Below are 21224 nucleotides of genomic sequence, written 5' to 3' on the forward strand. Positions count from 1 at the left end.
CCGTGTGCTCGTCCGACCCCCCCCCGCTCCCCCCCACCCCCCCACCGCCCTCCGCCCCCGCTCTCGGTGATCAAGAGGTTTGCGTCAGCGCTCGCGGCGTGTCGTGACGCAAACCCCTTGATCACCGGAGGAGGTGGGGGTCCCTCCGCTGGGAGGCAGCAACATCGGGGATGTTGCTGCCTCCTGCGCGTCGGAGGCAGCGATATCGGGGATGTTGCTCGGATCTTGGTGCGGGTGCGGGTGCGGGTGCGGGTGCGGGGTGCGGGGTGCGGGGTGCGGGGTGCGGGCCGTGGGGCAGTGCCGGGCCGTGGGGCAGTGCCGGGCCGTGGGGCAGTGCCGGGCCGTGGGGCAGTGCCGGGCCGTGGGGCAGGGTGCAGGGGGCACGGCAGGGCAGGGCACGGCAGCGGCAGTGCCGGGCCGGGGTGCAGGGGCAGGGGCAGGGGCAGGGGCAGGGGTAGGGGTAGGGGTTAGAGGCCGGACAGGCGTTGGCCGGCTCTTACTACGGCCATGGCGTGGCGTTCGCCGGGGCGGCGGCCCAGGCGCTCTATCGGGCCGGAGATGCTGACCGAGGCGATCACCCGGCCGGTGCGGTCGCGGATCGGGGCGGAGACACTCGCCACACCGGCTTCCCGCTCGGCGACGCTCTGCGCCCAACCGCGACGGCGTACCTCGGCGAGGGTGCGCCCGGTGAACTTGCTCCGCGGCAGCAGCGGCATCACCGCTTCCGGGGGCTCCCAGGCGAGCAGGATCTGGGCCGCCGAACCGGCCGTCATCGGCAGCACCGAGCCGACCGGAACGGTGTCCCGTAGTCCGCTGGCCCGCTCCGCCGCCGCCACGCAGATCCGCTCGTCGGCGCGGCGCAGGTAGAGCTGCGCGCTCTCGCCTGTGGCGTCGCGTAGCGCGGCCAGCAGCGGCTCGGCGGCGGTCAGCAGAACGTCAGGTGCGGCGTTCGCCAACTCGCCCAGCCGGGGGCCGGGCCGCCATCTGCCCTGGGTGTCACGCACCAGCATTCGGTGGATCTCCAGGGCCTGGGCCAGGCGATGTGCTGTGGCCCGGGGCAGCTTGGTGCGTTCGACGAGTTCGGCCAGGCTGGCGCCGTCCACGCAGGCGGCCAGGATGACCACCGCCTTGTCGAGAACGCCGACACCGCTCATACTGTGTCCCACAAGCCGAAACTTACCTCCCAGAATTTAGGATGTCCAGATGGTGGGAGTCACTCCTGAGCCGAGGACCCTGGCCGAGAAGGTCTGGGACGCGCACGTCGTACGGTCCGCCGCTGGTGAGCCGGACCTGCTCTTCATCGACCTGCACCTGCTGCACGAGGTGACCAGCCCGCAGGCGTTCGACGGGCTGCGGCTCGCCGGGCGCCGGGTGCGTCGTACCGACCTGACCCTCGCGACCGAGGACCACAACACCCCGACCGGGTACGCCGACCCGGCGTTCCGCCTCCGCCGTGGTGACCTGCTCACCATCGAGGACCCGACGTCGCGTACGCAGATCGAGACGTTGCGCCGCAACTGCGCCGAGTTCGGGGTGCGGCTGCACCCGCTCGGCGACGACAACCAGGGCATCGTGCACGTGATCGGCCCGCAGCTCGGCGTCACCCAGCCGGGCATGACGATCGTCTGTGGCGACTCGCACACCGCCACCCACGGCGCGTTCGGCGCGCTCGCCTTCGGCATCGGCACCAGCGAGGTGGAGCATGTCCTCGCCACCCAGACGCTGCCGCAGAGCCGGCCGAGGACGATGGCCGTGAACGTCACCGGCCGCCTCGCCCCGGGCGTGACCGCCAAGGACCTGGTGCTCGCGCTGATCACCCAGGTCGGCACGGGTGGCGGCCGCGGGCACATCGTCGAGTACCGCGGCGAGGCGATCCGCGCCCTCTCCATGGAGGGGCGGATGACGATCGCCAACATGTCCATCGAGTGGGGTGCCAAGGCCGGCATGATCGCGCCGGACGAGACCACCTTCGCGTACCTCAAGGGTCGGCCGAACGCGCCGCAGGGCGCGGACTGGGACGCGGCCGTGCAGTGGTGGCGGACGCTGCCCACCGACGAGGGCGCGCGCTTCGACGCCGAGGTGACGCTCGACGCCACGCAGATCACCCCGTTCGTCACCTGGGGCACCAACCCCGGGCAGGGTGCGCCGCTGAGCGCGCCGGTGCCGGACCCGGAGGAGTTCGTCACCGACTCGGAGCGCGCCGCCGCCCGTCGGGCCCTGGAGTACATGGACCTGCGCCCCGGCACCCCGCTGCGGGAGCTGCCCATCGACGTGGTCTTCGTCGGGTCCTGCACCAACGGCCGGCTGGAGGACCTGCGGGCCGCCGCCGACGTGCTGCGGGGTCACCGGGTCGCCGACGGCGTCCGGATGCTCGTGGTGCCCGGCTCCGCCGCCGTGCGGGAGGCCGCCGAGGCCGAGGGGCTGGACAAGGTCTTCGCCGACGCGGGTGCCGAGTGGCGGTTCGCCGGCTGCTCCATGTGTCTGGGGATGAACCCCGACACGCTGAAGCCGGGTGAGCGCTCCGCCTCCACCTCGAACCGCAACTTCGAGGGCCGTCAGGGCCGGGGTGGGCGTACCCACCTGGTCTCCCCGCCGGTTGCCGCCGCCACCGCCGTGGTCGGCCGGCTGGCCGCCCCCGCCGACCTGTAGAAGGGACCGACGAGATGGACAAGTTCACCACCCACACCGGCACCGCCGTGCCGCTGCGCCGGTCCAACGTGGACACGGATCAGATCATCCCCGCCGTGTACCTCAAGCGGGTGACCCGGACCGGGTTCGCCGACGGGTTGTTCAGCGCCTGGCGGGAAGATCCGGCATTCGTGCTCAACGATGAAAACTATTCTGGGGCGTCGATCCTCATCGCCGGCCCGGAGTTCGGCACCGGCTCCTCCCGGGAGCACGCCGTCTGGGCCCTACGGGACTGGGGCTTCCGCGCGGTGGTGGCGCCGCGCTTCGGTGACATCTTCCGCGGCAACGCCCTCAAGGAAGGTCTGTTGCCGGTCGAGTTGGAATTGAAAGCCGTCGAAGAGTTGTGGGACCTCGTCGAGGCCGATCCGACCACTCCGGTGACCGTCGACCTGACCGCCCGCCAGCTCCGGGCAGGGGACGCGAACTGGTCGTTCCCGCTTGACGACTTCAGCCGCTGGCGTCTCCTGGAGGGTCTCGACGACATTGGACTCACCCTCCGCCACGCCGCCGACATCGACTCCTACGAGGCGCGCCGACTGCCGTTCCTGCCCTCCGTGGCATAGCCGTTAGGCGTCCCGCACAGCGGATTTCACCCCCATCGGTCCATCCGGTGGGGGTGAATCCGTTACGACACAACGGCTTTTTTCTACCGAATGTTTGTGTCCCGGCAGCACAGGGCATACCGTGCGCGCAGAATGGCTCGCGACGAGTCAGTTGCACAATCGGGAGGAAGTCGTGAACAAGGCCGAGCTCATCGAGGCGCTCGCCGTTCGCCTGGGGGACCGGAAGATGGCGACGGCCGCGCTCGACGCGGTCCTCACCGAGGTCCAGGCGGCGGTCACCAAGGGCGAGAAGGTGGCGATCACCGGATTCGGAGCATTTGAAAAGCGTGTGCGTGGCGCACGAACAGCGCGCAACCCGCGTACCGGCGAGGCGGTGAAGGTCAAGAAGACGTCAGTCCCGACCTTCCGCCCCGGCGCCGGGTTCAAGGAGATGGTGGCCAGCGGCAAGGTGCCGAAGGCCACGGCGGCGACCAAGAAGACCGCCGCCAGCACCGCCACGGCCAAGGCGGCGGGCACGAAGGCCGCCACCGCGAAGGCGGCCGGCACCAAGGCGACCACGGCCAAGGCGGCGAGCAAGAAGACCGCCCCGGCCAAGGCCAGCAAGACCGCCACGGCGACCAAGACGGCCGCCAGCAAGAAGACCGCCCCGGCCAAGGCGGGCAAGAGCACCACGGCGACCAAGACGGCCGCCACCAAGAAGACCACCGCGGCGGCGAAGAAGACCACCGCGGCGACCCGGTCGACCGCGGCGAAGAAGACCACCGCGGCGGCGAGCAAGAGCACGGCGGCCAAGAAGGCCCCGGCGAAGAAGGCTCCGGCCAAGAAGGCGGCAAGCAAGCGCTGACCGACAGGCTCCGCAAGGGCGTCCACCCGTGGGTGGGCGCCCTTGCGGCGTACGGGGACGGTCTCTTTCGGCGTACGGGACCGTTGACCCGGTCGGCTCGCTCGCGCAGAATCGCCGTGCCGGTCCCCCTCCGCCGGCCCGCCGACGGGAAATGGGGCGCCGGTGCGCTACCGCCAGCTCACCACCGGGACGCTCGCGCTGGGCGTGCTCCTCCTCATCGACGTGCTGCGGGTCTGGCTGCCCGGCATCATCACCATCTTCGGTCAGGCGGCGTCCACCCCGGCCGAGCTGATGGGCGCGTTCGCCCTCGGCTGGTTCGTGCTCGCGATGGCCGCGCCCGTGGTGGTCCGCCGGGTCGGCGCCCGCCCGGTCACCGTCGTCGCCGCTGTCGCGCTCGCCGTCGCCCGGCTCGCGCTCACCGCCGCCCCTGGCGGGCGTACCCAGCTCTGGTTGGCCACCGCCGGGTTGCTCGCCGGCCTGGTCTGGCTGGTCGGCGTCGCCACCGAGACCGACCGTCCGGTCCCGGGGCTGGCGTTGGGCTTCGCGGTCAACGCGGCGCTGCACGCGGTGCTGGACACCGTCGACCTCATCTGGCGGGGCGACTGGGTGGCCTGGCTGCTCAGCGGCATCGCGGTGGCGGTGTTCCTGGCCGGCACGGCACGATCCGGCCGGCGCGGCGGTGCCGAGAACGCCCCGGCCAGCCCCGCAGACGGGCCCGCTGACGCCGCTGACGGGCCCGCTGACGCCGCTGACGGGCCCGCTGACGCCGTTTGCGGCCCCGGTGGTGGTCGGGCCTGGCTGCTGGCCGGGCCGGCGCTGCTGCTGGCCGGAATGGTGGCGCTCTCCCCGGCGCTGGCCCGGACCGGCATGTCGTACCTGTTCGGCGGGGACGGGGTGGCTCGGTCGCCGCTGTTCGGCCTGGCGCCGGTGCCGGTGGCGGTCGCCGGGTTCCTGTGCGCCGCGTTGACCCGGCCGCCCCGCGGGCCGGGCCGGGCGTACGGCCCGGTGGCGTTGCTCGGCGGCGCGGTGCTGTTCGCCCTCGACCGGGGCGACCTGCTCCTCCCGGCGGTCCTCCTCGCCGCCGTCGGTCTCGGCGCCTGCCTCGCCCTGACCGACGACCCCCTGACCGACGGCGCCCTGACCGACGACCCCCTGACCGACGACCCCCTGACCGACGACGCCGGCCAGCCGGGCGGAGACACCGCGAGCGCCGCCCGACGGGGGTACGCGGTCGCCACCGGCATGCTCGTCTTCGCGCTGGGGGCGGTCGGGTACTACTCGGCCTACGACCTGGGCTATCCGAACGCCGCGGTGCCCGTCGTGGTGGCCGTGCTCGTCGCCGCCGTGGCGGTCACCGCGCGTCCCGTCGTCGACCGGCTTCCGCTGCCGTTTCCGCCGCTCCGGGCCGCCGCCACGGTCACCGCGCTGGCCCTGCTCGCGCCGGTGCTCGCCGACGAGGTGCCGGTGGCGAGCAACCGGGACGGCCCGCCGGAGCGGCTGACCGTGGTGGCGTACAACATCCGGATGGGTTTCGGGCTGGACGGCCGGTTCGACCTGGCCGGCCTCGCCGAGGTCGTCGTCCGGCAACGGCCCGACGTGGTGCTCCTCAGCGAGGTGGACCGGGCCTGGCTGCTCAACGGCGGACACGACACCCTGGACCTGCTTGCCGACCGGCTCGCGATGCCGTACGTCTTCGGGCCGGCCGCCGATTCCGTCTGGGGTGACGCGGTGCTCAGCCGTTGGCCGGTCAGCGATCCGCGGACCCTGCCACTGCCGGCCGTCGGTGCGCCCACCGGGGCGCAGGCCCTCGCCGTCACCCTCGACCTCTCCGACGGTGTTCGTACCGCGGTGGTCAGCACCCACCTGCAACCGCCGCCCGGTGCGGGCCCGGTGGTCCAGGCCCGCGCGGTCGCCGACTTCGCCACCGGGTACGCGGCCGGTGGGCCGCTGGTGGTGGCGGGCGACCTGAACACCGAGCCGGGCGACGAGGCGTTCGCGGCCTTCGCCAACGCCGGCCTGGTCGACGCGTTGGCCGCCGCCCGACCGCTGGCGACCAGCCCGGCGGACGACCCGCGCCAGCAGATCGACCACATCTTCGTCTCGCCCGGACTGACCCCGAGCAACCCGGTCGCGCCGCGCAGCACGGCAAGCGACCACCTGCCGGTAGCGGTGACGGTGACCCTGCCGCCCCGCTGACGAGGCCGGGCCGGTGCGAACGCGGCCCTACAGGCGGTCGACGGCCAGCAGCCGATCGGCGGTGAAGGCGAGGAGCCAGCCGCTGCCCTTCGGCGTGGTGAAGTCCTCATCGGTGCGGCCGGTCAACCGCTCCAGGGCACCGGGCAGGACCTTGCCCTGGCTGCACACCGCCGCCTGGCCACCGGCGCCGGCCACCTCCAGCAGCCGGGCGGCGGTGGCCAGGATCCGCTCGTCGCTCTGCTGACCGGGCTCTGGCTCGTCCAGGTCGCCGCAGACCTCGATCGGCAGGTCGAGCAGCGCGGCGGTCGGGTCGAGCGTCTGCACGCACCGTCGCGGCGACGCCGACACCAGCCGGGCCGGCCGGATCAGGGCGAGCAACCCGGCAAGGGCGCTCGCCTGGGCCCACCCCTCGGCGTCCAGGGGCCTCGCGACGTCCGGGCCGGACCAGGTGGCCCGCTTACCGGCGTGCGCGTGCCGGACCAGCGCGACGGTCGCCGTCACCGACGGCAGCGCGGCGAACGCCGCCAACACCTCGGAGTCGTGCGGGTAGCTGACCAACCCGATCGCGTCGTCGACCGTGAGCCAACGGATGCCGTCCACCTCGGTGCCCGGTTGGAAACCGCCGCTGGCCACGGCGAGCATCGACCAGTAGTCGACAAGCTTGGGCTGCCCCTCGCTGCGGTACCGCACCGACGGCAGCCGAACCTGCGGCACGCCCCGCACGTCGGCCTCCTCGGCCACCTCACGGACCGCCGCGGCCAGCGCGTGCTCGCCCGGCTCCAGCTTGCCCTTCGGCAGCGTCCAGTCGCCGTAGCGGGGGCGGTGCACCACGCAGACGCGTACGCCGTCGTCGGTCGGCCGCCAGGCCACCCCGCCGGCCGCCCGGATGCCGGTCACGGCAGCCAACCGATCCGCCGTGGCCGGGTGGCCCGGTGCCAGGCCGCCGGGAAGAGGCCCCGCATCCGGTGTACCGAACCGCGCTCCCGCTCGGCCAGCCGCCCGGCGGTGACCGCCAGCTCGTGGTCGTCCGGGCGCTCGGCGGCGATCTCCAGCCAGGTGTCCGCCGCCACCGCCGCGTCCTGGTGCTCGCCGAGCACGTCCTGCACCCGGGCCAGGGCGCGGGACAGCCGGCGGGCCCCCTTGTCGACCGTGGGGGCCACCGCGTTCACCGCGTACCGGGCCTGCTTGGCCTCCTTGCGAACGGCGTGCCAGTCGTCGTCCGGCGACTGCGCGTCGAGCCCGTCGACGCCGTCCGGCCCGGTCAACCGGCTCCAGGGGCGTGCCACGAGCGCGGGCAGCGCCTGCGCGGCCGGCGCCGCCGCCCGCCGGGTGAGTCGGGGCGCGCGGGCGGCCAGCACCAGGGCGTCCACCAGGGCCAGGTAGCGCGCGGAGCGCAGCGCCTCGTCGATGGTGGCCAGCGCCTGCCGCTGCCGTCCGGCGAGCACCTCGTCGAGCCGGTACACCGCGCCCTGGTCCAGTGGGCTCAACGGGTCGGCGTCGGCGGTACGGTGCAGCCGCGCGCGCAGCACCTCGGCGTCGCGGGCCGCCCCCAGGACACCGGCCAACCAGCGCAGCTCATCGCGCAGCGGGCGGGACCAGGCCCTGCGCAGCAACGGTTTGAAGGTACGCAGATCACTGCGCAGGCGTCGACAGGCGACCCGCATCTGGTGCACGGCGGTGTCACCACCGGAGGCCGGGGCGCGCAGCCGTACCAGCGGGTCGTGCGCCAGCAGCCGACGGATCTCCTTGCGTACCGCCTCGGTCACCACGTCACCGGCGCTCGGCTCGGCGGTCAGCCCGGCCGGCGCCACCAGATCCGGATCGGCCTGCGCCGTCGCGCCGAGCGCCCGCACGTGCTTCGGCGTGAACGACCCGCCCCGGGCGCCCGCCTCACGCAGCACCCCGCCGACCCGGTCGAGCAGCTTCCGGTCGCCGGCCTTCAGCTCCACCTCCACCTCGCGGAACGAGTCGGTGGTGGTGCCGGCGTCGTCGAGCACCGTCACCCGGTCGTCCACCACCTCGACGAGCACCGTGCCGGAGGCGTCGCACACCTCGTACGCGTGCCGCACCGTCCGGACCACTGTCACCGGGGCCAGCGACGCCCCCCGGTGCAGGACGCTCACCAACTCCACAAGCTCCGCCGGCGGCTGCCCCTTCGACCCGGGACGGGAGACCTCGTGCCGGACGCCGGGCGTCCCGGTCGGCAGCTTCACCGTCCAGGGCAGCTCGTCACCCTTGCGGTGGCGCAGCGAGGCACCTGCCCGGGCCAGCCGCAGGTCGACGGTGTCGAGGTAACGGGCGACGAGCGTCACCGGTGGCAGCTCCCGGACCCGGCCATTGGCCGGAGCCGCCCCGGCCAGGTCCGGTAGCACGTAGGCGTCGTCCACCTCGTACTTCTGCTCCTCCTCGACCATCAGCTCAGCCTATGCGCTGCGCGGTCACCTGGCCGTGCCACCGACGCGGCGCAGCAGCAGTTCCTGCAGATGGGCCGGTGCGGCATCGGCACCGCCGGTACGCCGGGTCCAGGTGCCGTCGGCGGCCAGCTCGAACGCGTCCACCTCCGGGCTCATCGCGGCGGTGAGCACCTGGTCCAGCTCGGCGCGGGCGATCGGGTCGGTCACCTGGACCAACGCCTCCACCCGGCGGTCCAGGTTGCGGTGCATGAGGTCGGCCGAGCCCATCCAGAACTCGGCCTCGCCGTTGTTGCCGAACCGGAAGACCCGGGAGTGCTCCAGGAACCGACCGAGGATCGAACGGACCCGGATGTTCTCCGACAGCCCCGGCACCCCGGGGCGCAGCGTGCACATGCCCCGGATGAGCAGGTCCACGTGGACGCCGGCCTGGGAGGCGCGGTACAGCGCGTCGGTCACCCCCTCGTCGACAAGCGAGTTGACTTTGAACTGGACCAGACCGGGCATGCCCAGGCGGACGTGCGAGATCTCCCGCTCGATCCGCTCGATGAGACCGCTGCGGATGCCCTGCGGGGCGACAAGCAACCGCCGGTACGCGGTCTGCCGGCTGTACCCGGTGAGCACGTTGAAGAGGTCGGTGAGGTCGGCGCCGATCTCCGGGTCGGCGGTCAGCATGCCGAAGTCCTCGTACAGGCGGGCCGTCTTCGGGTGGTAGTTGCCGGTGCCGATGTGGCAGTACCGGCGGATCTGGTTGCCCTCCTGCCGCACCACGAGCGCGGTCTTGCAGTGCGTCTTCAGGCCGACCAGGCCGTACACCACGTGGCAGCCGGCACGTTCGAGCGTGCGGGCCCAACCGATGTTCGCCACCTCGTCGAAGCGGGCCTTCACCTCCACCAGCACCACCACCTGCTTGCCGGCGGCGGCCGCGTCGACGAGCGCGTCGACGATCGGGGAGTCGCCGCTGGTCCGGTAGAGGGTCTGCTTGATGGCCAACACGTTCGGGTCGGCGGCGGCCTGCTCGATGAAGCGTTGCACGCTCGTGGCGAACGAGTGGTACGGGTGGTGCACCAGGATGTCCCCGTCGCGCAGGGTGGCGAAGACGCTGCGCGGCACCTCACCCTCGGCGAGCCGGGGATGGGTGGCCGGCACGAACGGGGGGTCCTTCAGATCCGGCCGGTCCGCCTCCCCGTAGACCTGCCACAGCGCGGACAGGTCCAGCAGGCCGGGCACCCGCAGCACGTCCTGGTCGTCCATGTCCAGCTCGCGGACGAGCAGCTCCAACATGTGGTCGGAGATCGACGCGGCCACCTCCAGGCGGACGGGAGGACCGAAACGCCGGCGGGCCAACTCCCGCTCCAGGGCTTGCAGCAGGTCCTCGTCGCGGTCCTCGTCGACCTCCACCTCGGCGTTGCGGGTGACCCGGAACAGGTGACACTCGACCACCTGCATGCCACTGAACAACTGCCCCAGGTGCACCGAGATCAGGTCCTCCACCGGCAGCATCCGGACGCCGGGCTGGTCCCGGTCCACCCGGACGAAGCGGGGAACGTTGTTGGGCACCTTCACCCGGGCGAACAGCTCCGAACCGCCGTCCGGGTCACGGACCGCCACCGCCAGGTTCAGCGACCGCCCCGAGATGTACGGGAACGGGTGCGCCGGGTCCACCGCGAGCGGGGTCAGCACCGGGAAGATCTGCTCCCGGAAGTAGGCCCGCAGCCGCTCGCGCTCGCCGTCGCCAAGCTCACCCCAGCGCAGGATCCGGATGCCCTCGTCGGCAAGCTTGGGCAGCACGTCGTCGACGAAGCAGGCGGCGTGCCGGGCACCCAGGGCGGCGGTCCGCTCGGCGATCAGCTCCAACTGCGTACGCAGGGGCAGCCGGTCCCCGCCCCGCACCGGCAGGCCGGCGGAGAGCCGCCGCTTCAGCCCGGCGATGCGCACCATGTAGAACTCGTCGAGGTTGCTGGCGAAGATCGCCAGGAACTTGGCCCGTTCGAGCAGCGGGGTGCGCTGGTCCTCGGCCAGGGTGAGCACCCGGGCGTTGAAGTCGAGCCAGGACAGCTCCCGGTTGAGGAACCGGTCCTCCGGCAGCGGCGGGGGCGCCGGCTCGTCGTCCTCCACCACGGGGTTCGGCAGGCCGTCCGACAGGACCGGGTGGACGTCGGCGGGGGTTCGGGGCGCGCCTTCGGTCACCGGCCCGGGTTCGATGACCTCGTCCAGCCCGGAGGAGGCGGCGCCGGGATCGTCGGCGAGGGTGTCGGCGCGGGCGGCACCGGCACGTTCGGCGCGGGACGGGCGGAAGCGCCCATCGGTGCCGCGCGAGCGGGAGCCGTTGCGGAGGTCGGTGGCGGGCGGGCGGGCCGGTTGCTCGCGAGGGGTGCTCACCCGCTCATAATCACCCGATTACGGTTAACGCAAAATGAACTTGGGCTCGCCGGGTCAGATCATCGTCGGCAATGTCACCCGGACAACCTCGCCGTCGGGATCGGTGTCGATGCGAACCCGCTGGCCGAGCCGAAGAAGTCGCAGCCCGGAGGCGTCGAAGGCCCGGGCGGGGAAGCGCATCTCGGTGCCGTCGTCGAGCAGCAGGACACCGCTGCGCGTCGCCGCGTCGTAGCTGGCCACCGTGCCCTGCATGCTGGCACCGTACACCCGGGGGTTCAGCCTGGGCAGGCTCGGCCGGGCACTGTCAGCCGGCGGCGCGGGCGGGGCGGCCGGCGGCCACGAGTGCGGCGGTGCGCGGCCCCAGCCCGAGACGGGCGGCGGCGGCCAGGTCCGCGGCGGTGTCCACGTCCCGGCGCAGGCTGGGCCAGTCACCGTCGAGCGGCAGCGCCCCGCTCGCCTCGTGCGCGACCGCCGAGCCCACCCCGAAACGCGGATCCAACGGAACACCAGGCGGCGCGGCGAGCAGCACCGTGCCCCCGCCGGGCGCGTCCGGCAGGAACCGGCGTACCCCAGGTCGGCCGTTCTGCGCCGCGAGCAGCGCGCCGGCCAGCTCCGCCGGGCGCAGCGCCGGCACGTCCGCAGTGATCCCGGCCACCCACCCGGCGGCGACCCCGGCCGCCCCGTGCCGGAACGCGGCGTTCAGGCCGGCGTCCGGCTCGTCCGGCAGCACCCGCGCGCCGGCCGCCCGCGCCGCCGCCGCCACCCGGGCGTCGTCGGTCACCACCACCGCCTCGGCGACCGCCGGGCAGGCCAGCACCGCGCGGAGCGTGTCGGCCGCCAGGGCGAGCGCCAACTCCTCATGCGGTACGCCGGGCAGCGCGCCCCGCAGCCGGCTCTTGGCCACGGCCAGCCGCTTCACCGGCACCACCAGGGCCCACCTCGGCTGACTCACGTCCGCAATCCTGCCAGCCGGACGACGGGCCCCTCGCTGGCCGTACCGGGGGCGAGCAGGCATGATTTCCGCTGCGGGCGTCGCGGGCGGTGTTACGCGGCGGGGTTGGGGCGCGACGAGGAGGCACAGTGGCACGGCGGAAGCTGGGGTTCTGGCAACGGTTCGCCGTGGGGCTGGTGAAGCCGGTGATGACCGTCTGGACCCGGCGTACCTGGCGTGGTCAGGAGCATCTCCACCACGACGGCGGCGTGATCATCGTGGCGAACCACATCTCCCACGCCGACCCGCTGGTGTCCGCGCACTTCATCTACGACGCCGGGCGCTGGCCCCAGTACCTGGGCAAGGCCAGCGTGTTCCGGGTGCCGGTGGTCGGCTGGATCCTGCACCGGTGCCGCCAGATTCCGGTGGAGCGGGGCAGCGTGGACGCGGTCCGTTCGCTCGACGCACTCGTCGCCGCGCTCGACGGGGGCGGCGCGGTCGTGATCTACCCTGAGGGCACCACCACGCGACAGCCGGAACTCTGGCCGATGAAGGCCAAGACCGGTGCGGCCCGGCTGGCCCTGGCCACCGGCGCTCCCGTCGTACCGGTGGTGATGTGGGGGCCGGAACGGATCTTCGACCCGCGGACGACCCGTGTCAGCCTGCGCCCCCGGATCCCGGTGACCGTTGCCGCCGGGGAGCCGATCGACCTGAGCCGGTGGGCGGACGCCCAGCCGACCCGGGCCACTCTCGAGGAGATGACGGACACCATCATGTTGCGGCTGCGGGACATGCTCGCCGAGATCCGTGGCGGTACCCCGCCACCCCTGTGGGAGCGACCGGCTCGGTCCTCCGCCGGCCGCGAGCAGCGGAACGAGGCGGCATGAGCGAGCGGAGCGAGCGAATCATCGGGCTCTGCTGTGACTCGGGCCAACGCGGAGCGCAGCGCAGCGGTGGTCTGAGCGAGCGGATCGTCGGGTTCTGCTGTGACTCAGGCAGCCGCGGAGCGGCGGCATGAGCGGTCACGTCGCGGTGCTCGGTGCTGGTTCCTGGGGCACCGCGTTCGCCAAGATCCTCGCGGACGCGGGGCGGGACGTGACGGTGTGGGCGCGTCGCGCGCCGGTCGCCGAGAGCATCCGGGTCGAGCGCCGCAACCCGGAGTACCTGCCCGACCTGCTGCTGCCGGCAGGTGTCACCGGCACCGCCGACGCCGCCGAGGCGATCACCGGCGCCGAGGTGGTGGTGCTTGCCGTGCCGTCGCAGACGCTGCGCGGCAACCTCGCCGAATGGGCCCGGTACCTGCACCCGGATTCCACCCTGGTGTCGCTGATGAAGGGCATCGAGCTGGGCACCACCAAGCGGATGAGCGAGGTCATCGTGGAGACCGCCGGGGTCGCCGCGGACCGGGTGGTGGTCGTGTCCGGCCCGAACCTGGCCCCGGAGATCGCCGCCGAGCAGCCCGCCGCGACAGTCGTCGCGGGGACGAACAGCGCGCGCGCCACGCTCGTCCAGTCGTCGATCCGGACGCCGTACCTGCGCCCCTACACGAACGACGACGTGATCGGCTGTGAGCTGGGCGGGGCGGTCAAGAACGTGATCGCACTGTCGTACGGCATCGCGACCGCGATGGGTTTCGGCGACAACACCCGGGCCATGCTGATGACCCGTGGGCTGGCCGAGACGGCCCGGCTGGGCGTGGCGCTCGGCGCGGACCCGATCACCTTCGCCGGCCTGGCCGGCATGGGTGACCTGGTCGCCTCCTGTTCCTCCCCGTTGGCGCGCAACCGCACCTTCGGGGAGCACCTGGGCCGGGGCGAGACGTTGGAGCAGGCCCAGACCGCCACCCGGCAGACCGCCGAGGGCGTGAAGAGCTGCCTGGCGATCCGTGACCTGGCCCGCGCGCACGGCGTGGAGATGCCGATCACCGAGCACGTCGAGCGGATCTGCCACGAGGGGATGGACCCGCGCCTCGCCGTGCAGACCCTGATGAGCCGCACCGCCAAACCCGAGTCGTACGAGTGAGGAACCCGATGGACGAGTGGGGAGACGGCACCCGCTGCGTACGCGCCGGCCTGCCCGAGGCGGCACCGGGGGACCCGTTCCTGCCCGGGCCGGTCTTCGCCGCGCCGTACCACCTCGACCCGTTCGCGGGTCCGGGCGCGTCGCCGAACGGCTACGGCCGCCCCGACAACCCGACCCGGCGGCTGCTGGAGACGGCGGTGGGCGAGTTGGAGGGCGGTGACTGCCGGGTCTTCGCGACCGGGCAGGCGGCCATCACCGGCCTGCTGCTCACCCTGCTGCGGCCTGGGGACACCGTGGTGCTGCCCACCGACGGTTACTTCCCGGTCCGGGCGTTCGCCACCGATGTGTTGGAGGCGATCGGCGTCCGGGTGATGTTCGTGCCCACGGTCGGGCCGTACCCGTCGTTCGAGGGTGTCCGGCTGGTGCTCGTGGAGACGCCCGCCAACCCGGGCCTGGACGTCGTCGACGTGGCGGCCCTGGCCGAGCGGGCGCACGCCGCCGGCGCGTTGCTGGCGGTGGACAACACCACGGCCACCCCGCTCGGTCAACGCCCGCTGGACCTCGGCGCCGACCTGGTGGTCGCCTCCGGCACCAAGGCGCTCACCGGCCACTCCGACCTGCTGCTGGGCTACCTGGCCAGCCGGTCCACCGAGCTGATCGACGCGGTGACCACCTGGCGTACCACCACCGGGGCGGTACCGGGCGCGTTCGACGCCTGGTTGGCCCACCGGTCACTCGCCACTCTCGACCTGCGGCTGGCCCGACAGAGCGCGAACGCCGCCGCGGTCGTCGACCTGCTCGCCGGCCGGTCGGACGTGACCGGCCTGCGGTGGCCGGGGCGGCCGGACGACCCCGCGTACCCGGTGGCTTCGGCGCAGATGCGCCGGATTCCGGGAGTGCTCTCGTTCGACCTGGGCGACGCCGACCGGGTGGGCCGGTTCGTCCAGGCCGCCCGGCTGGTGGCGGCGGCGACCTCCTTCGGTGGCCTGCACACCACGGCGGACCGGCGGGCGCAGTGGGGCGACGACACCGCTCCGGGCTTCGTCCGGCTCTCCTGCGGCGCGGAGGACACGACAGACCTGGTGGCCGACATCGCCGCCGCGTTGGACTCGGCCGGGCCGGTGTGACGTCTCGTTCCGCCGTCGACCGGGCCGCTCTGGTGAGCCGGTTACGTTCCGCCGGTTGCGTCTACGCCGAGGACGAGGCCGAGCTGCTCCTGACCGCAGCGCAGAGCCCGGCGGCGTTGGCCGACCTGACCGACCGTCGGGTCGCCGGCGAACCGTTGGAGTACCTGCTCGGCTGGGCGGAGTTTCGCGGCCTGCGGATCGCGGTCGACCCGGGCGTGTTCGTGCCGCGTGCCCGGACCGCCCTGCTGGTCGAGTTGGCGGCTGAGGTGACCGGCGCGGCGCCGGCCGTGGTCGACCTCTGCTGCGGTTCCGGGGCCACCACCGTCGCGCTCGCGCACCGGCTCGCGCCGCGCTGGCTGGCCGCCGCCGACATCGACCCGGCGGCCGTGGCCTGCGCGCGCCGCAACGTCGTCGGGTTGAACGTCGAGGTGTACGAGGGTGACCTCTTCGCGCCGCTGCCCCGGCAGTGGCGGGGTCGGCTGGACCTGGTGCTCGCCAACGCTCCGTACGTGCCGACCGACGCGGTCGCGCTGATGCCACCGGAGGCGCGACTGCACGAGGCCCCGGTGGCGCTCGACGGTGGCCCGGACGGGCTCTCCGTGCTGCGCCGGGTCGGTGTCGAGGCTGCCGACTGGCTGGCCCCGGGAGGACACCTCGTGGTCGAGGCCGGCACCACGCAGATAGACGCGCTCTGCGACGCGTTCCGCGCCGCCGGCCTGATCCCCACGGTCCACCACGACGAGGACCTGGACGCCACAGCCCTAACCGCCCACCACCCCTAAACCCCACGCCCCCGCGATCTCGCGCCCCCACGCCCCGCGCCCCCGCGCCCCCACGCCCTCGCGCCCGCCCCTCGCCTGCGTCGATCAAGGAGTTGTGGTGCCTGGTTGCTGCTACTTCACGTTATTTGTCCACCAGCACAACTCCTTGATCGACGCGGGAGGGCGGTGCCCGGGGTCCGGTTTCGGGCTGGGCGGGTGGGCTGGGAATGGCGGGGGAGGGGGGTTGGCACTAGCCTCTGCTCACAGTCACGACGGCGGGAGGCGGTTTCGGTGGTCAGCGCAGGGGTGCCGGTGGTCGTCGGGCTGGACAACGGCGGCACCAGCAACAACGCCACCGTGCTGACGGTGGACGGCCGCTTCCTGGTGGACGGGCTGTTGGAGATCCCGAGCGAGGTGCGGTCCGGGCCGGAGGCGGCGATCGAGGCGTTGGCGCAGGCGTTCGACGGCGCCCTGGCGCAGACCGGCGTGCCGCGCGAGCTGGTCCAGGCGGTCGGGCTGGACACTCCCGGCCCGGCCAGTGCCGAGGGGGTCATCTCGTCGAAGGGCTCCACCAACTTCTCCCAACCGGCCTGGCGCGGCTTCGACGTGCGGGGGGCGCTGGAGCGACGGCTCGGCCTGCCGGTGATCTATCACAACGACGGCAACGCCGCCGCGCTCTACGCCCACCACGAACACTTCGGCGTCGACGCGATGAACCGTTCGTCGGTGTCCGCGATCGTCGGCACCGGCCTGGGCGGCGGTGTGGTCGAGAGTGGTCGGGTGATCGCCGGTGCCGCCGGGATGGCGGGGGAGCTCGGCCACGTGCACATCCCGCTGGGCGGGCTGCTCGGCCCGGGTCAGCCGGAACCCACCTGCGCCTGCGGCTTCACCGGGGACGTCGAGAGCGTCGCCTCGCTGACCGGCATCGAACGCAACCTGCTGCCGTACTGGCTGACCCGCTACCCCGACCACCCGCTCGCCGCCGAGCCGGTCGCTCGGGCGGCCAAGCTGGTCCGGGGGTACGGCGAGCGCACGGACGCCCTCGCGCGGGACCTCTTCACCCAGCAGGCGATGGCGTTGGGACGGCTGTTCACCGTTGCCGCGAACTTCACCGACCCGCACGCGTACTTCGTCGGCGGTGGGGTGGTGGAGGCGGCACCGGAGTTCCGCGACTGGTTCCTGGCGACGGTTCGCGAGCACACCGTGCTCCGCGAGGAGCAGGTGGCGGTGGCCACCTTCGCGTTGGTGCCGGACCGGGACATGGCCGGTGCCCGGGGTGTGGCGATCGCCGCACTGGAGGCGTTACGCGCCGCTCCGGAGCCCCGCCCGCTGGTGGCCTGAACTGGGGCGGAACACCACCCCCGCCCGCTGATGGCCCGAGCTGGCGCGGGCAACGACTCCCGCTCGCTGATGGCCTGAGCCGGCGCGGGCCACGACCCGCGCCGGCTCGGCGTCTCCTCGTCAGGGCTGGGGCGGCGCCTGGGCGAAGGCGGCCCAGGCCGCCGGTGGGAACAGCAGGGCCGGGCCGGCCGGGTCCTTGGAGTCGCGGACGGCCACGAGTCGCGGGATCGCGGCCACCTCCACGCAGGCGCCTTCGTCACCACTGTGGCTGCTCTTGCGCCACGGCGCCGCGGCCAAGGCCGCTGTGATAGTCGGGGTCATCGGTCCTACCGTCCTTTCAGGACTGACAGGAGCATCTCGCGGCTGTCCGCCGGGCTGAGCGCCACGCTTCGGAGATGCTCCATGATCTTGGTGCAGGTACGCGTCTCGCCGGCCCGGTCGAGGATCATCTGACCGGCCACGGTCTCCACCGACGCGATGATCGGATCCTCCGGGTCGGCGAACTCGAGGATGTGCAGGGAACCCCGGGTGCCCCGGTGATAACCGGCGGAGAGCGGGATCACCTGGACGCTGATGTTCGGCAACTCGGCCATCTTGACCAGGTGGCGCAGTTGCCCGTCCATCACCGACTGGTCACCGACCGGGCGGAGCAACGCGCCCTCGTCGATGATCCCGTCGAAGATGGGTGGCCGCTCGCCGGTGAGTCGCTGCTGCCGGTCGAGTCGGACCTTGACCCGCTGCTCCACCAGGTCGTCGCCGAGGGTGTGCGGTCCGCCGCGCATCACGCCCCGGATGTAGTCGGCGGTCTGGAGCAGGCCGGGTACCACCGACGGTTCGAAGTTGGCGATGGCGGTCGCCTCGGCCTCCAGCGCGATGAAGTCGATCGTGCGTGGGTCCAGCACGTAGGAGTACGACACCCACCAGCCCGGCTTGCGGGCGTCCTTGGCGAGCTGCACCGCGTCGGCCACCTCCTCGGCGCTCACCCCGTACGACGTGAGCAGGGCGCGCACGGTGGCCGGGGTGATCAGGGTCTGGGCGTTCTCGTACCGGGAGAGGGTGCTGCGGGTGCTGTTGATCTCATCCGCCGCGGTTTCCAGCGTCAGCCCGGCGGCTTCCCGGTGGTGGCGCAGGGCGATGCCGAGCCGGCGGGCGCGAGCGGTCTTCGGAGCCATGCATCGATGGTCGCACACATTTACGGGAACGTCTGCATGAGAGAACGCCGATGAGAGTTGCATTCACGGCTGTACACGTGTCAATCTGTTATGGCGTCCTCACCGCCGGTTGTCGTGGCGACGGTGGTGGTGAGCGACCGGAGGGGATGGGGCGCGCGGCGATCGGGTTTCTCCCCCGTACCCGATCGTCGCGTGCCGCCCCTCCACCCCGGCCTGCCGGAAGGAGACGACGTGCGAACCCGCCCGGAGCCCCTCGCCGTACCTGCGGGCGGCGCGCGATGACCCGCTTCCTCGTGGTGCTCACCGACGTGCGTCCGGTGGAGGGCGTCAACCGCAACGAGCGGGTCGCGCCGGAGCGCCGCCGGCAGGTCGTCGGCGCCAGCAGTCGGGAGGCCGCCGACCGCATCGCCGGAGCGTTCATGGCGCTGGGCATGGTGCGGGCCGGCCGGCAGCGGGTGAAGGTCATCGCGGTCGGCCGCCGGCGCTCCCGGGACTGAGCGCCGGCGCAGGTTGGCGGCCGAAGCCGCCGCTACCGCCCGATCACGCACCGTATATCCTCTGATGACCGATTGCCGTGTCGCACCGTGGCTCGCCGGGTATCGCCTCGCCCTGCGGCCACGCACAGTAAGGTCAACCGGGTGAGCGCCACCGGCGAGCACGACCAGCCGCAGTCGCGTACGAAGAGGTGACCGGAGTGACCACCCCAGGCAAGACCCGCGTGGCGATCGTCTTCGGCGGCCGCAGCCCGGAGCACGGCATCTCCTGCGTCAGCGCCGGCAGCGTGTTCGGTGCCCTCGACCCGGACGAGTTCGAGGTGGTGCCGGTGGGCATCACCCGGGCCGGCCAGTGGGTGCTGACCGACGGAGACCCCGCCCAGCTCGCGATCAACGCCCGTCAGCTGCCGGAGATCACCGCCGACTCCGGCGACGACATCGTGCTGCGCGCCGACCCCACCGGCAACGGACTGATGGTGCTCGACCCGACCGAGGGCCCACGGGCGCTCGCCGATGTGGACGTGGTCTTCCCGGTGCTGCACGGCACCTACGGCGAGGACGGCACCATCCAGGGAATGCTGGAGATGGCCGGCATCCCCTACGTCGGTGCGAACGTGTTTGCCTCGGCGGCCGCGATGGACAAGGAGTTCACCAAGAAACTCTGCGCCGTCGAGGGCATCCCGGTCGGCACGTACGCCGTGCTGCGCAACGGGATGACGCTCGGCGAGCAGGACAAGGAGCGGCTCGGCCTGCCGGTCTTCGTCAAGCCGTCCCGGGCCGGGTCGTCGTTCGGCATCACCAAGGTCACCGACTGGGCGCAGTTGGACGCGGCGGTCGCCGTCGCCCGGCAGTTCGACCCGAAGGTCATCATCGAGGCGGCGATCGTCGGCCGTGAGGTCGAGTGCGGTGTGCTCGAGGGCGAGGCCGGTGGCGCGCCCGAGGCGTCCGTGCTGGCCGAGGTGCGGGTCGTCGCCGACCACGACTTCTACGACTTCGAGGCCAAGTACCTCGACGACTCCTGCGAGTACGACATTCCGGCCAACCTGCCGGAGAAGGTGACCCGCCAGGTCCAGGAGTACGCGGTCCGCGCGTTCACCGCGCTCGACTGCGCCGGGCTGGCCCGGGCCGACTTCTTCGTCACCCCCGAGCTGGACGTCTACCTCAACGAGATCAACACCATGCCCGGCTTCACTCCGACGTCGATGTTCCCGCGGATGTGGGCGGCCTCCGGCCTGGAGTACCCGAAGCTCGTCAACCGGCTGATCCGTACCGCCCAGCGGCGCGGCGTCGGCCTGCACTGACCCGTCCGCCCCCGCCCGCGCGGTCAGCCGGCGGGCGGGGCAGGTTCGGGGTTCAGCGCGTGCAGCCGGACGGGATGGCGCCGCCGGAGGGCACGCTCGCCACGATCGTGCTGGAGATCGCCGGCAACCACTGCAACGGCTGCTCGTACGAGCGCGGCACGCGCACGGTGATCAGCGTCTCCCGGTCGACCGTGGAGAGGACCGCCGCGTCGGCCTGCTCGGCCAGGTGCCAGCAGACCCGGTTGACCGTCCAGACCTCGTCGGTGCTGGGGAAGGCGGGCTCGGCGCCGCCGCAGGCCACGGTGAGCGCGGGGTCGCCGTAGGCGGCGTTCTGCTCCGGGCCGGCGGTGACCGGTCGCTGGGCCAGGTCGCGGATGCTCGCCGGGAGTTGGGAGAGCAGCGCCCGGCAGACGGTGGCCGGGCGGGCGGCCAGCGCCGGTGCGGCCATCTGCACCGGGGTGGTGGACTGCGCCCGGGCGGTGGTCGCGGAGGGCGTCGGCGCGGCGGTGGGCCCGTCCGGGCTGAGTTTGCCGAAGGCCAGCACCGCCACCAGCAGCGTGATCGGCAGCGCGATCACCGTGGCCAGCAGGGCCGCGCCGCGCATGGTCCGGTCACGTCCGGCCGGCGCGGCGGCGGAGGGATCGGTCGACTCACGGTTACCGTCAGCCGGCTCGGGCGTCCCGTCGGCCGCGTCGCGCGCCGCGTCGTCCAGGGCAGAGGAGGAGGTAGTCATCTCATCCACTTACAGCCGCACCACCGAACACGTGAGGGTGCGGGTGATGCCGGGCACCATCTGCACCTTGCTGACGATGAGTTTGCCGAGTTCGTCGACGGTGTTCGCCTCGGTGAGGACGACCACGTCGTACGGCCCGGTGACGGCGTCCACGCGTACCACGCCGGAGATGTCCGCGATGAGACCCGCCACGTCACGTGCGCGGCCGACCTCCGTCTGGATGAGGATGTACGCCTGTACCACGACTCGACCTCCGTC

General features: G+C 73.0%; 21 protein-coding genes. 11 read left to right on the plus strand and 10 right to left on the minus strand.

The genetic code is table 11. The annotated features are described in order from the left end of the window. Positions 1–467: 467 nt before the first annotated feature. The gene (locus AB0C15_RS31025) at positions 468–1154 is read right to left on the minus strand and encodes an IclR family transcriptional regulator (protein WP_007456408.1); all 687 of its coding nucleotides are present in this window, start codon (positions 1152–1154) and stop codon (positions 468–470) included. A gap of 49 nt (positions 1155–1203) precedes the next feature. Between AB0C15_RS31025 and leuC the strand changes: the two genes are divergently transcribed. The 4 genes from leuC to AB0C15_RS31045 all read left to right on the plus strand — a co-directional run bounded on the left by leuC (position 1204) and on the right by AB0C15_RS31045 (position 6291). Next, positions 1204–2649 (plus strand): 3-isopropylmalate dehydratase large subunit, encoded by a 1446-nt coding sequence (gene leuC / locus AB0C15_RS31030; RefSeq protein WP_357358012.1) that lies wholly within the window; start codon positions 1204–1206, stop codon positions 2647–2649. Between the two features lie 14 nt (positions 2650–2663). After that, positions 2664–3251 (plus strand): 3-isopropylmalate dehydratase small subunit, encoded by a 588-nt coding sequence (gene leuD / locus AB0C15_RS31035; RefSeq protein WP_357358014.1) that lies wholly within the window; start codon positions 2664–2666, stop codon positions 3249–3251. 172 nt (positions 3252–3423) lie between these two features. Next, on the plus strand, positions 3424–4095 hold the full coding sequence (locus tag AB0C15_RS31040; protein WP_357358016.1) for an HU family DNA-binding protein: 672 nt from the start codon (positions 3424–3426) through the stop codon (positions 4093–4095). A 162-nt stretch (positions 4096–4257) separates the two neighbouring features. After that, on the plus strand, positions 4258–6291 hold the full coding sequence (locus AB0C15_RS31045; RefSeq protein ID WP_357358018.1) for an endonuclease/exonuclease/phosphatase family protein: 2034 nt from the start codon (positions 4258–4260) through the stop codon (positions 6289–6291). A gap of 27 nt (positions 6292–6318) precedes the next feature. On the opposite strand, the gene AB0C15_RS31050 is transcribed toward AB0C15_RS31045, so the two are convergent. Genes AB0C15_RS31050 through cofC form a run of 5 tightly spaced genes read right to left on the minus strand, consistent with a single transcriptional unit; the run spans position 6319 to position 12036 of the window. Further along, entirely contained in the window at positions 6319–7197 is an 879-nt protein-coding gene (locus AB0C15_RS31050; RefSeq protein ID WP_357358020.1) for an NUDIX hydrolase, read from the minus strand. Then, positions 7185–8705, minus strand: a complete 1521-nt coding sequence (locus AB0C15_RS31055) for a CYTH and CHAD domain-containing protein (protein WP_357358021.1) — start codon at positions 8703–8705, stop codon at positions 7185–7187. The genes AB0C15_RS31050 and AB0C15_RS31055 overlap by 13 nt, the downstream gene beginning before the upstream one ends. Before the next feature lie 24 nt (positions 8706–8729). Next, positions 8730–11084 carry an RNA degradosome polyphosphate kinase gene (locus AB0C15_RS31060; RefSeq protein WP_357358023.1) on the minus strand — a complete coding sequence of 785 codons (2355 nt, stop codon included), beginning with the start codon at positions 11082–11084 and terminating at the stop codon, positions 8730–8732. 54 nt (positions 11085–11138) lie between these two features. Beyond that, positions 11139–11336, minus strand: coding sequence for a hypothetical protein (locus tag AB0C15_RS31065; protein ID WP_030335323.1), 198 nt, complete (start codon positions 11334–11336; stop codon positions 11139–11141). A gap of 52 nt (positions 11337–11388) precedes the next feature. Next, positions 11389–12036 carry a 2-phospho-L-lactate guanylyltransferase gene (gene cofC / locus AB0C15_RS31070; RefSeq protein WP_357358024.1) on the minus strand — a complete coding sequence of 216 codons (648 nt, stop codon included), beginning with the start codon at positions 12034–12036 and terminating at the stop codon, positions 11389–11391. Between the two features lie 128 nt (positions 12037–12164). Here cofC and AB0C15_RS31075 point away from each other — a divergent pair, with 128 nt between their 5' ends. The 5 genes from AB0C15_RS31075 to AB0C15_RS31095 all read left to right on the plus strand — a co-directional run bounded on the left by AB0C15_RS31075 (position 12165) and on the right by AB0C15_RS31095 (position 17266). Then, complete coding sequence (locus AB0C15_RS31075) at positions 12165–12902, plus strand: lysophospholipid acyltransferase family protein (RefSeq protein WP_357358026.1); 738 nt, start codon at positions 12165–12167, stop codon at positions 12900–12902. A gap of 127 nt (positions 12903–13029) precedes the next feature. After that, complete coding sequence (locus AB0C15_RS31080) at positions 13030–14037, plus strand: NAD(P)H-dependent glycerol-3-phosphate dehydrogenase (RefSeq protein ID WP_357358028.1); 1008 nt, start codon at positions 13030–13032, stop codon at positions 14035–14037. 8 nt (positions 14038–14045) lie between these two features. Beyond that, on the plus strand, positions 14046–15164 hold the full coding sequence (locus AB0C15_RS31085; protein WP_357358030.1) for a cystathionine gamma-lyase: 1119 nt from the start codon (positions 14046–14048) through the stop codon (positions 15162–15164). Further along, a complete protein-coding gene (locus AB0C15_RS31090) occupies positions 15161–15946 on the plus strand; it encodes a putative protein N(5)-glutamine methyltransferase (RefSeq protein WP_357358032.1) in 786 nt (261 codons plus the stop codon). Before AB0C15_RS31085 ends, AB0C15_RS31090 begins: the two co-directional genes overlap by 4 nt. Before the next feature lie 270 nt (positions 15947–16216). Next, positions 16217–17266 (plus strand): ROK family protein, encoded by a 1050-nt coding sequence (locus AB0C15_RS31095; protein WP_357358034.1) that lies wholly within the window; start codon positions 16217–16219, stop codon positions 17264–17266. 120 nt (positions 17267–17386) lie between these two features. On the opposite strand, the gene AB0C15_RS31100 is transcribed toward AB0C15_RS31095, so the two are convergent. Both AB0C15_RS31100 and AB0C15_RS31105 read right to left on the minus strand, forming a co-directional pair. Next, positions 17387–17587, minus strand: a complete 201-nt coding sequence (locus AB0C15_RS31100) for a DUF397 domain-containing protein (protein ID WP_357358036.1) — start codon at positions 17585–17587, stop codon at positions 17387–17389. 5 nt (positions 17588–17592) lie between these two features. Then, positions 17593–18438, minus strand: coding sequence for a helix-turn-helix transcriptional regulator (locus tag AB0C15_RS31105; RefSeq protein WP_357358038.1), 846 nt, complete (start codon positions 18436–18438; stop codon positions 17593–17595). A gap of 278 nt (positions 18439–18716) precedes the next feature. On the opposite strand from AB0C15_RS31105, the gene AB0C15_RS31110 reads away from it, so the two are divergent. Both AB0C15_RS31110 and AB0C15_RS31115 read left to right on the plus strand, forming a co-directional pair. After that, positions 18717–18935 (plus strand): hypothetical protein, encoded by a 219-nt coding sequence (locus tag AB0C15_RS31110; protein WP_357358040.1) that lies wholly within the window; start codon positions 18717–18719, stop codon positions 18933–18935. Between the two features lie 197 nt (positions 18936–19132). Continuing rightward, the gene (locus AB0C15_RS31115) at positions 19133–20233 is read left to right on the plus strand and encodes a D-alanine--D-alanine ligase family protein (protein ID WP_357358043.1); all 1101 of its coding nucleotides are present in this window, start codon (positions 19133–19135) and stop codon (positions 20231–20233) included. Between the two features lie 52 nt (positions 20234–20285). Here AB0C15_RS31115 and AB0C15_RS31120 read toward each other — a convergent pair whose 3' ends face one another. Both AB0C15_RS31120 and AB0C15_RS31125 read right to left on the minus strand, forming a co-directional pair. Then, entirely contained in the window at positions 20286–20975 is a 690-nt protein-coding gene (locus AB0C15_RS31120; protein ID WP_357358045.1) for a DUF3515 family protein, read from the minus strand. After that, positions 20976–21209, minus strand: a complete 234-nt coding sequence (locus AB0C15_RS31125) for an Lrp/AsnC ligand binding domain-containing protein (protein ID WP_030335303.1) — start codon at positions 21207–21209, stop codon at positions 20976–20978. Between the last annotated feature and the right edge of the window lie 15 nt (positions 21210–21224).

This window comes from Micromonospora sp. NPDC048835 (assembly GCF_040649995.1).
Taxonomy (GTDB): domain Bacteria; phylum Actinomycetota; class Actinomycetes; order Mycobacteriales; family Micromonosporaceae; genus Micromonospora.

What these genes read in the sequence shown, in the direction of transcription:
- AB0C15_RS31025 (WP_007456408.1), bottom strand. Translation starts at nt 1,154, where the DNA reads ATGAGCGGTGTCGGCGTTCTCGACAAGGCGGTGGTCATCCTGGCCGCC.
- leuC (WP_357358012.1), top strand. Translation starts at nt 1,204, where the DNA reads ATGGTGGGAGTCACTCCTGAGCCGAGGACCCTGGCCGAGAAGGTCTGG.
- leuD (WP_357358014.1), top strand. Translation starts at nt 2,664, where the DNA reads ATGGACAAGTTCACCACCCACACCGGCACCGCCGTGCCGCTGCGCCGG.
- AB0C15_RS31055 (WP_357358021.1), bottom strand. Translation starts at nt 8,705, where the DNA reads ATGGTCGAGGAGGAGCAGAAGTACGAGGTGGACGACGCCTACGTGCTA.
- AB0C15_RS31065 (WP_030335323.1), bottom strand. Translation starts at nt 11,336, where the DNA reads ATGCAGGGCACGGTGGCCAGCTACGACGCGGCGACGCGCAGCGGTGTC.
- AB0C15_RS31080 (WP_357358028.1), top strand. Translation starts at nt 13,030, where the DNA reads ATGAGCGGTCACGTCGCGGTGCTCGGTGCTGGTTCCTGGGGCACCGCG.
- AB0C15_RS31085 (WP_357358030.1), top strand. Translation starts at nt 14,046, where the DNA reads ATGGACGAGTGGGGAGACGGCACCCGCTGCGTACGCGCCGGCCTGCCC.
- AB0C15_RS31100 (WP_357358036.1), bottom strand. Translation starts at nt 17,587, where the DNA reads ATGACCCCGACTATCACAGCGGCCTTGGCCGCGGCGCCGTGGCGCAAG.
- AB0C15_RS31105 (WP_357358038.1), bottom strand. Translation starts at nt 18,438, where the DNA reads ATGGCTCCGAAGACCGCTCGCGCCCGCCGGCTCGGCATCGCCCTGCGC.
- AB0C15_RS31110 (WP_357358040.1), top strand. Translation starts at nt 18,717, where the DNA reads ATGACCCGCTTCCTCGTGGTGCTCACCGACGTGCGTCCGGTGGAGGGC.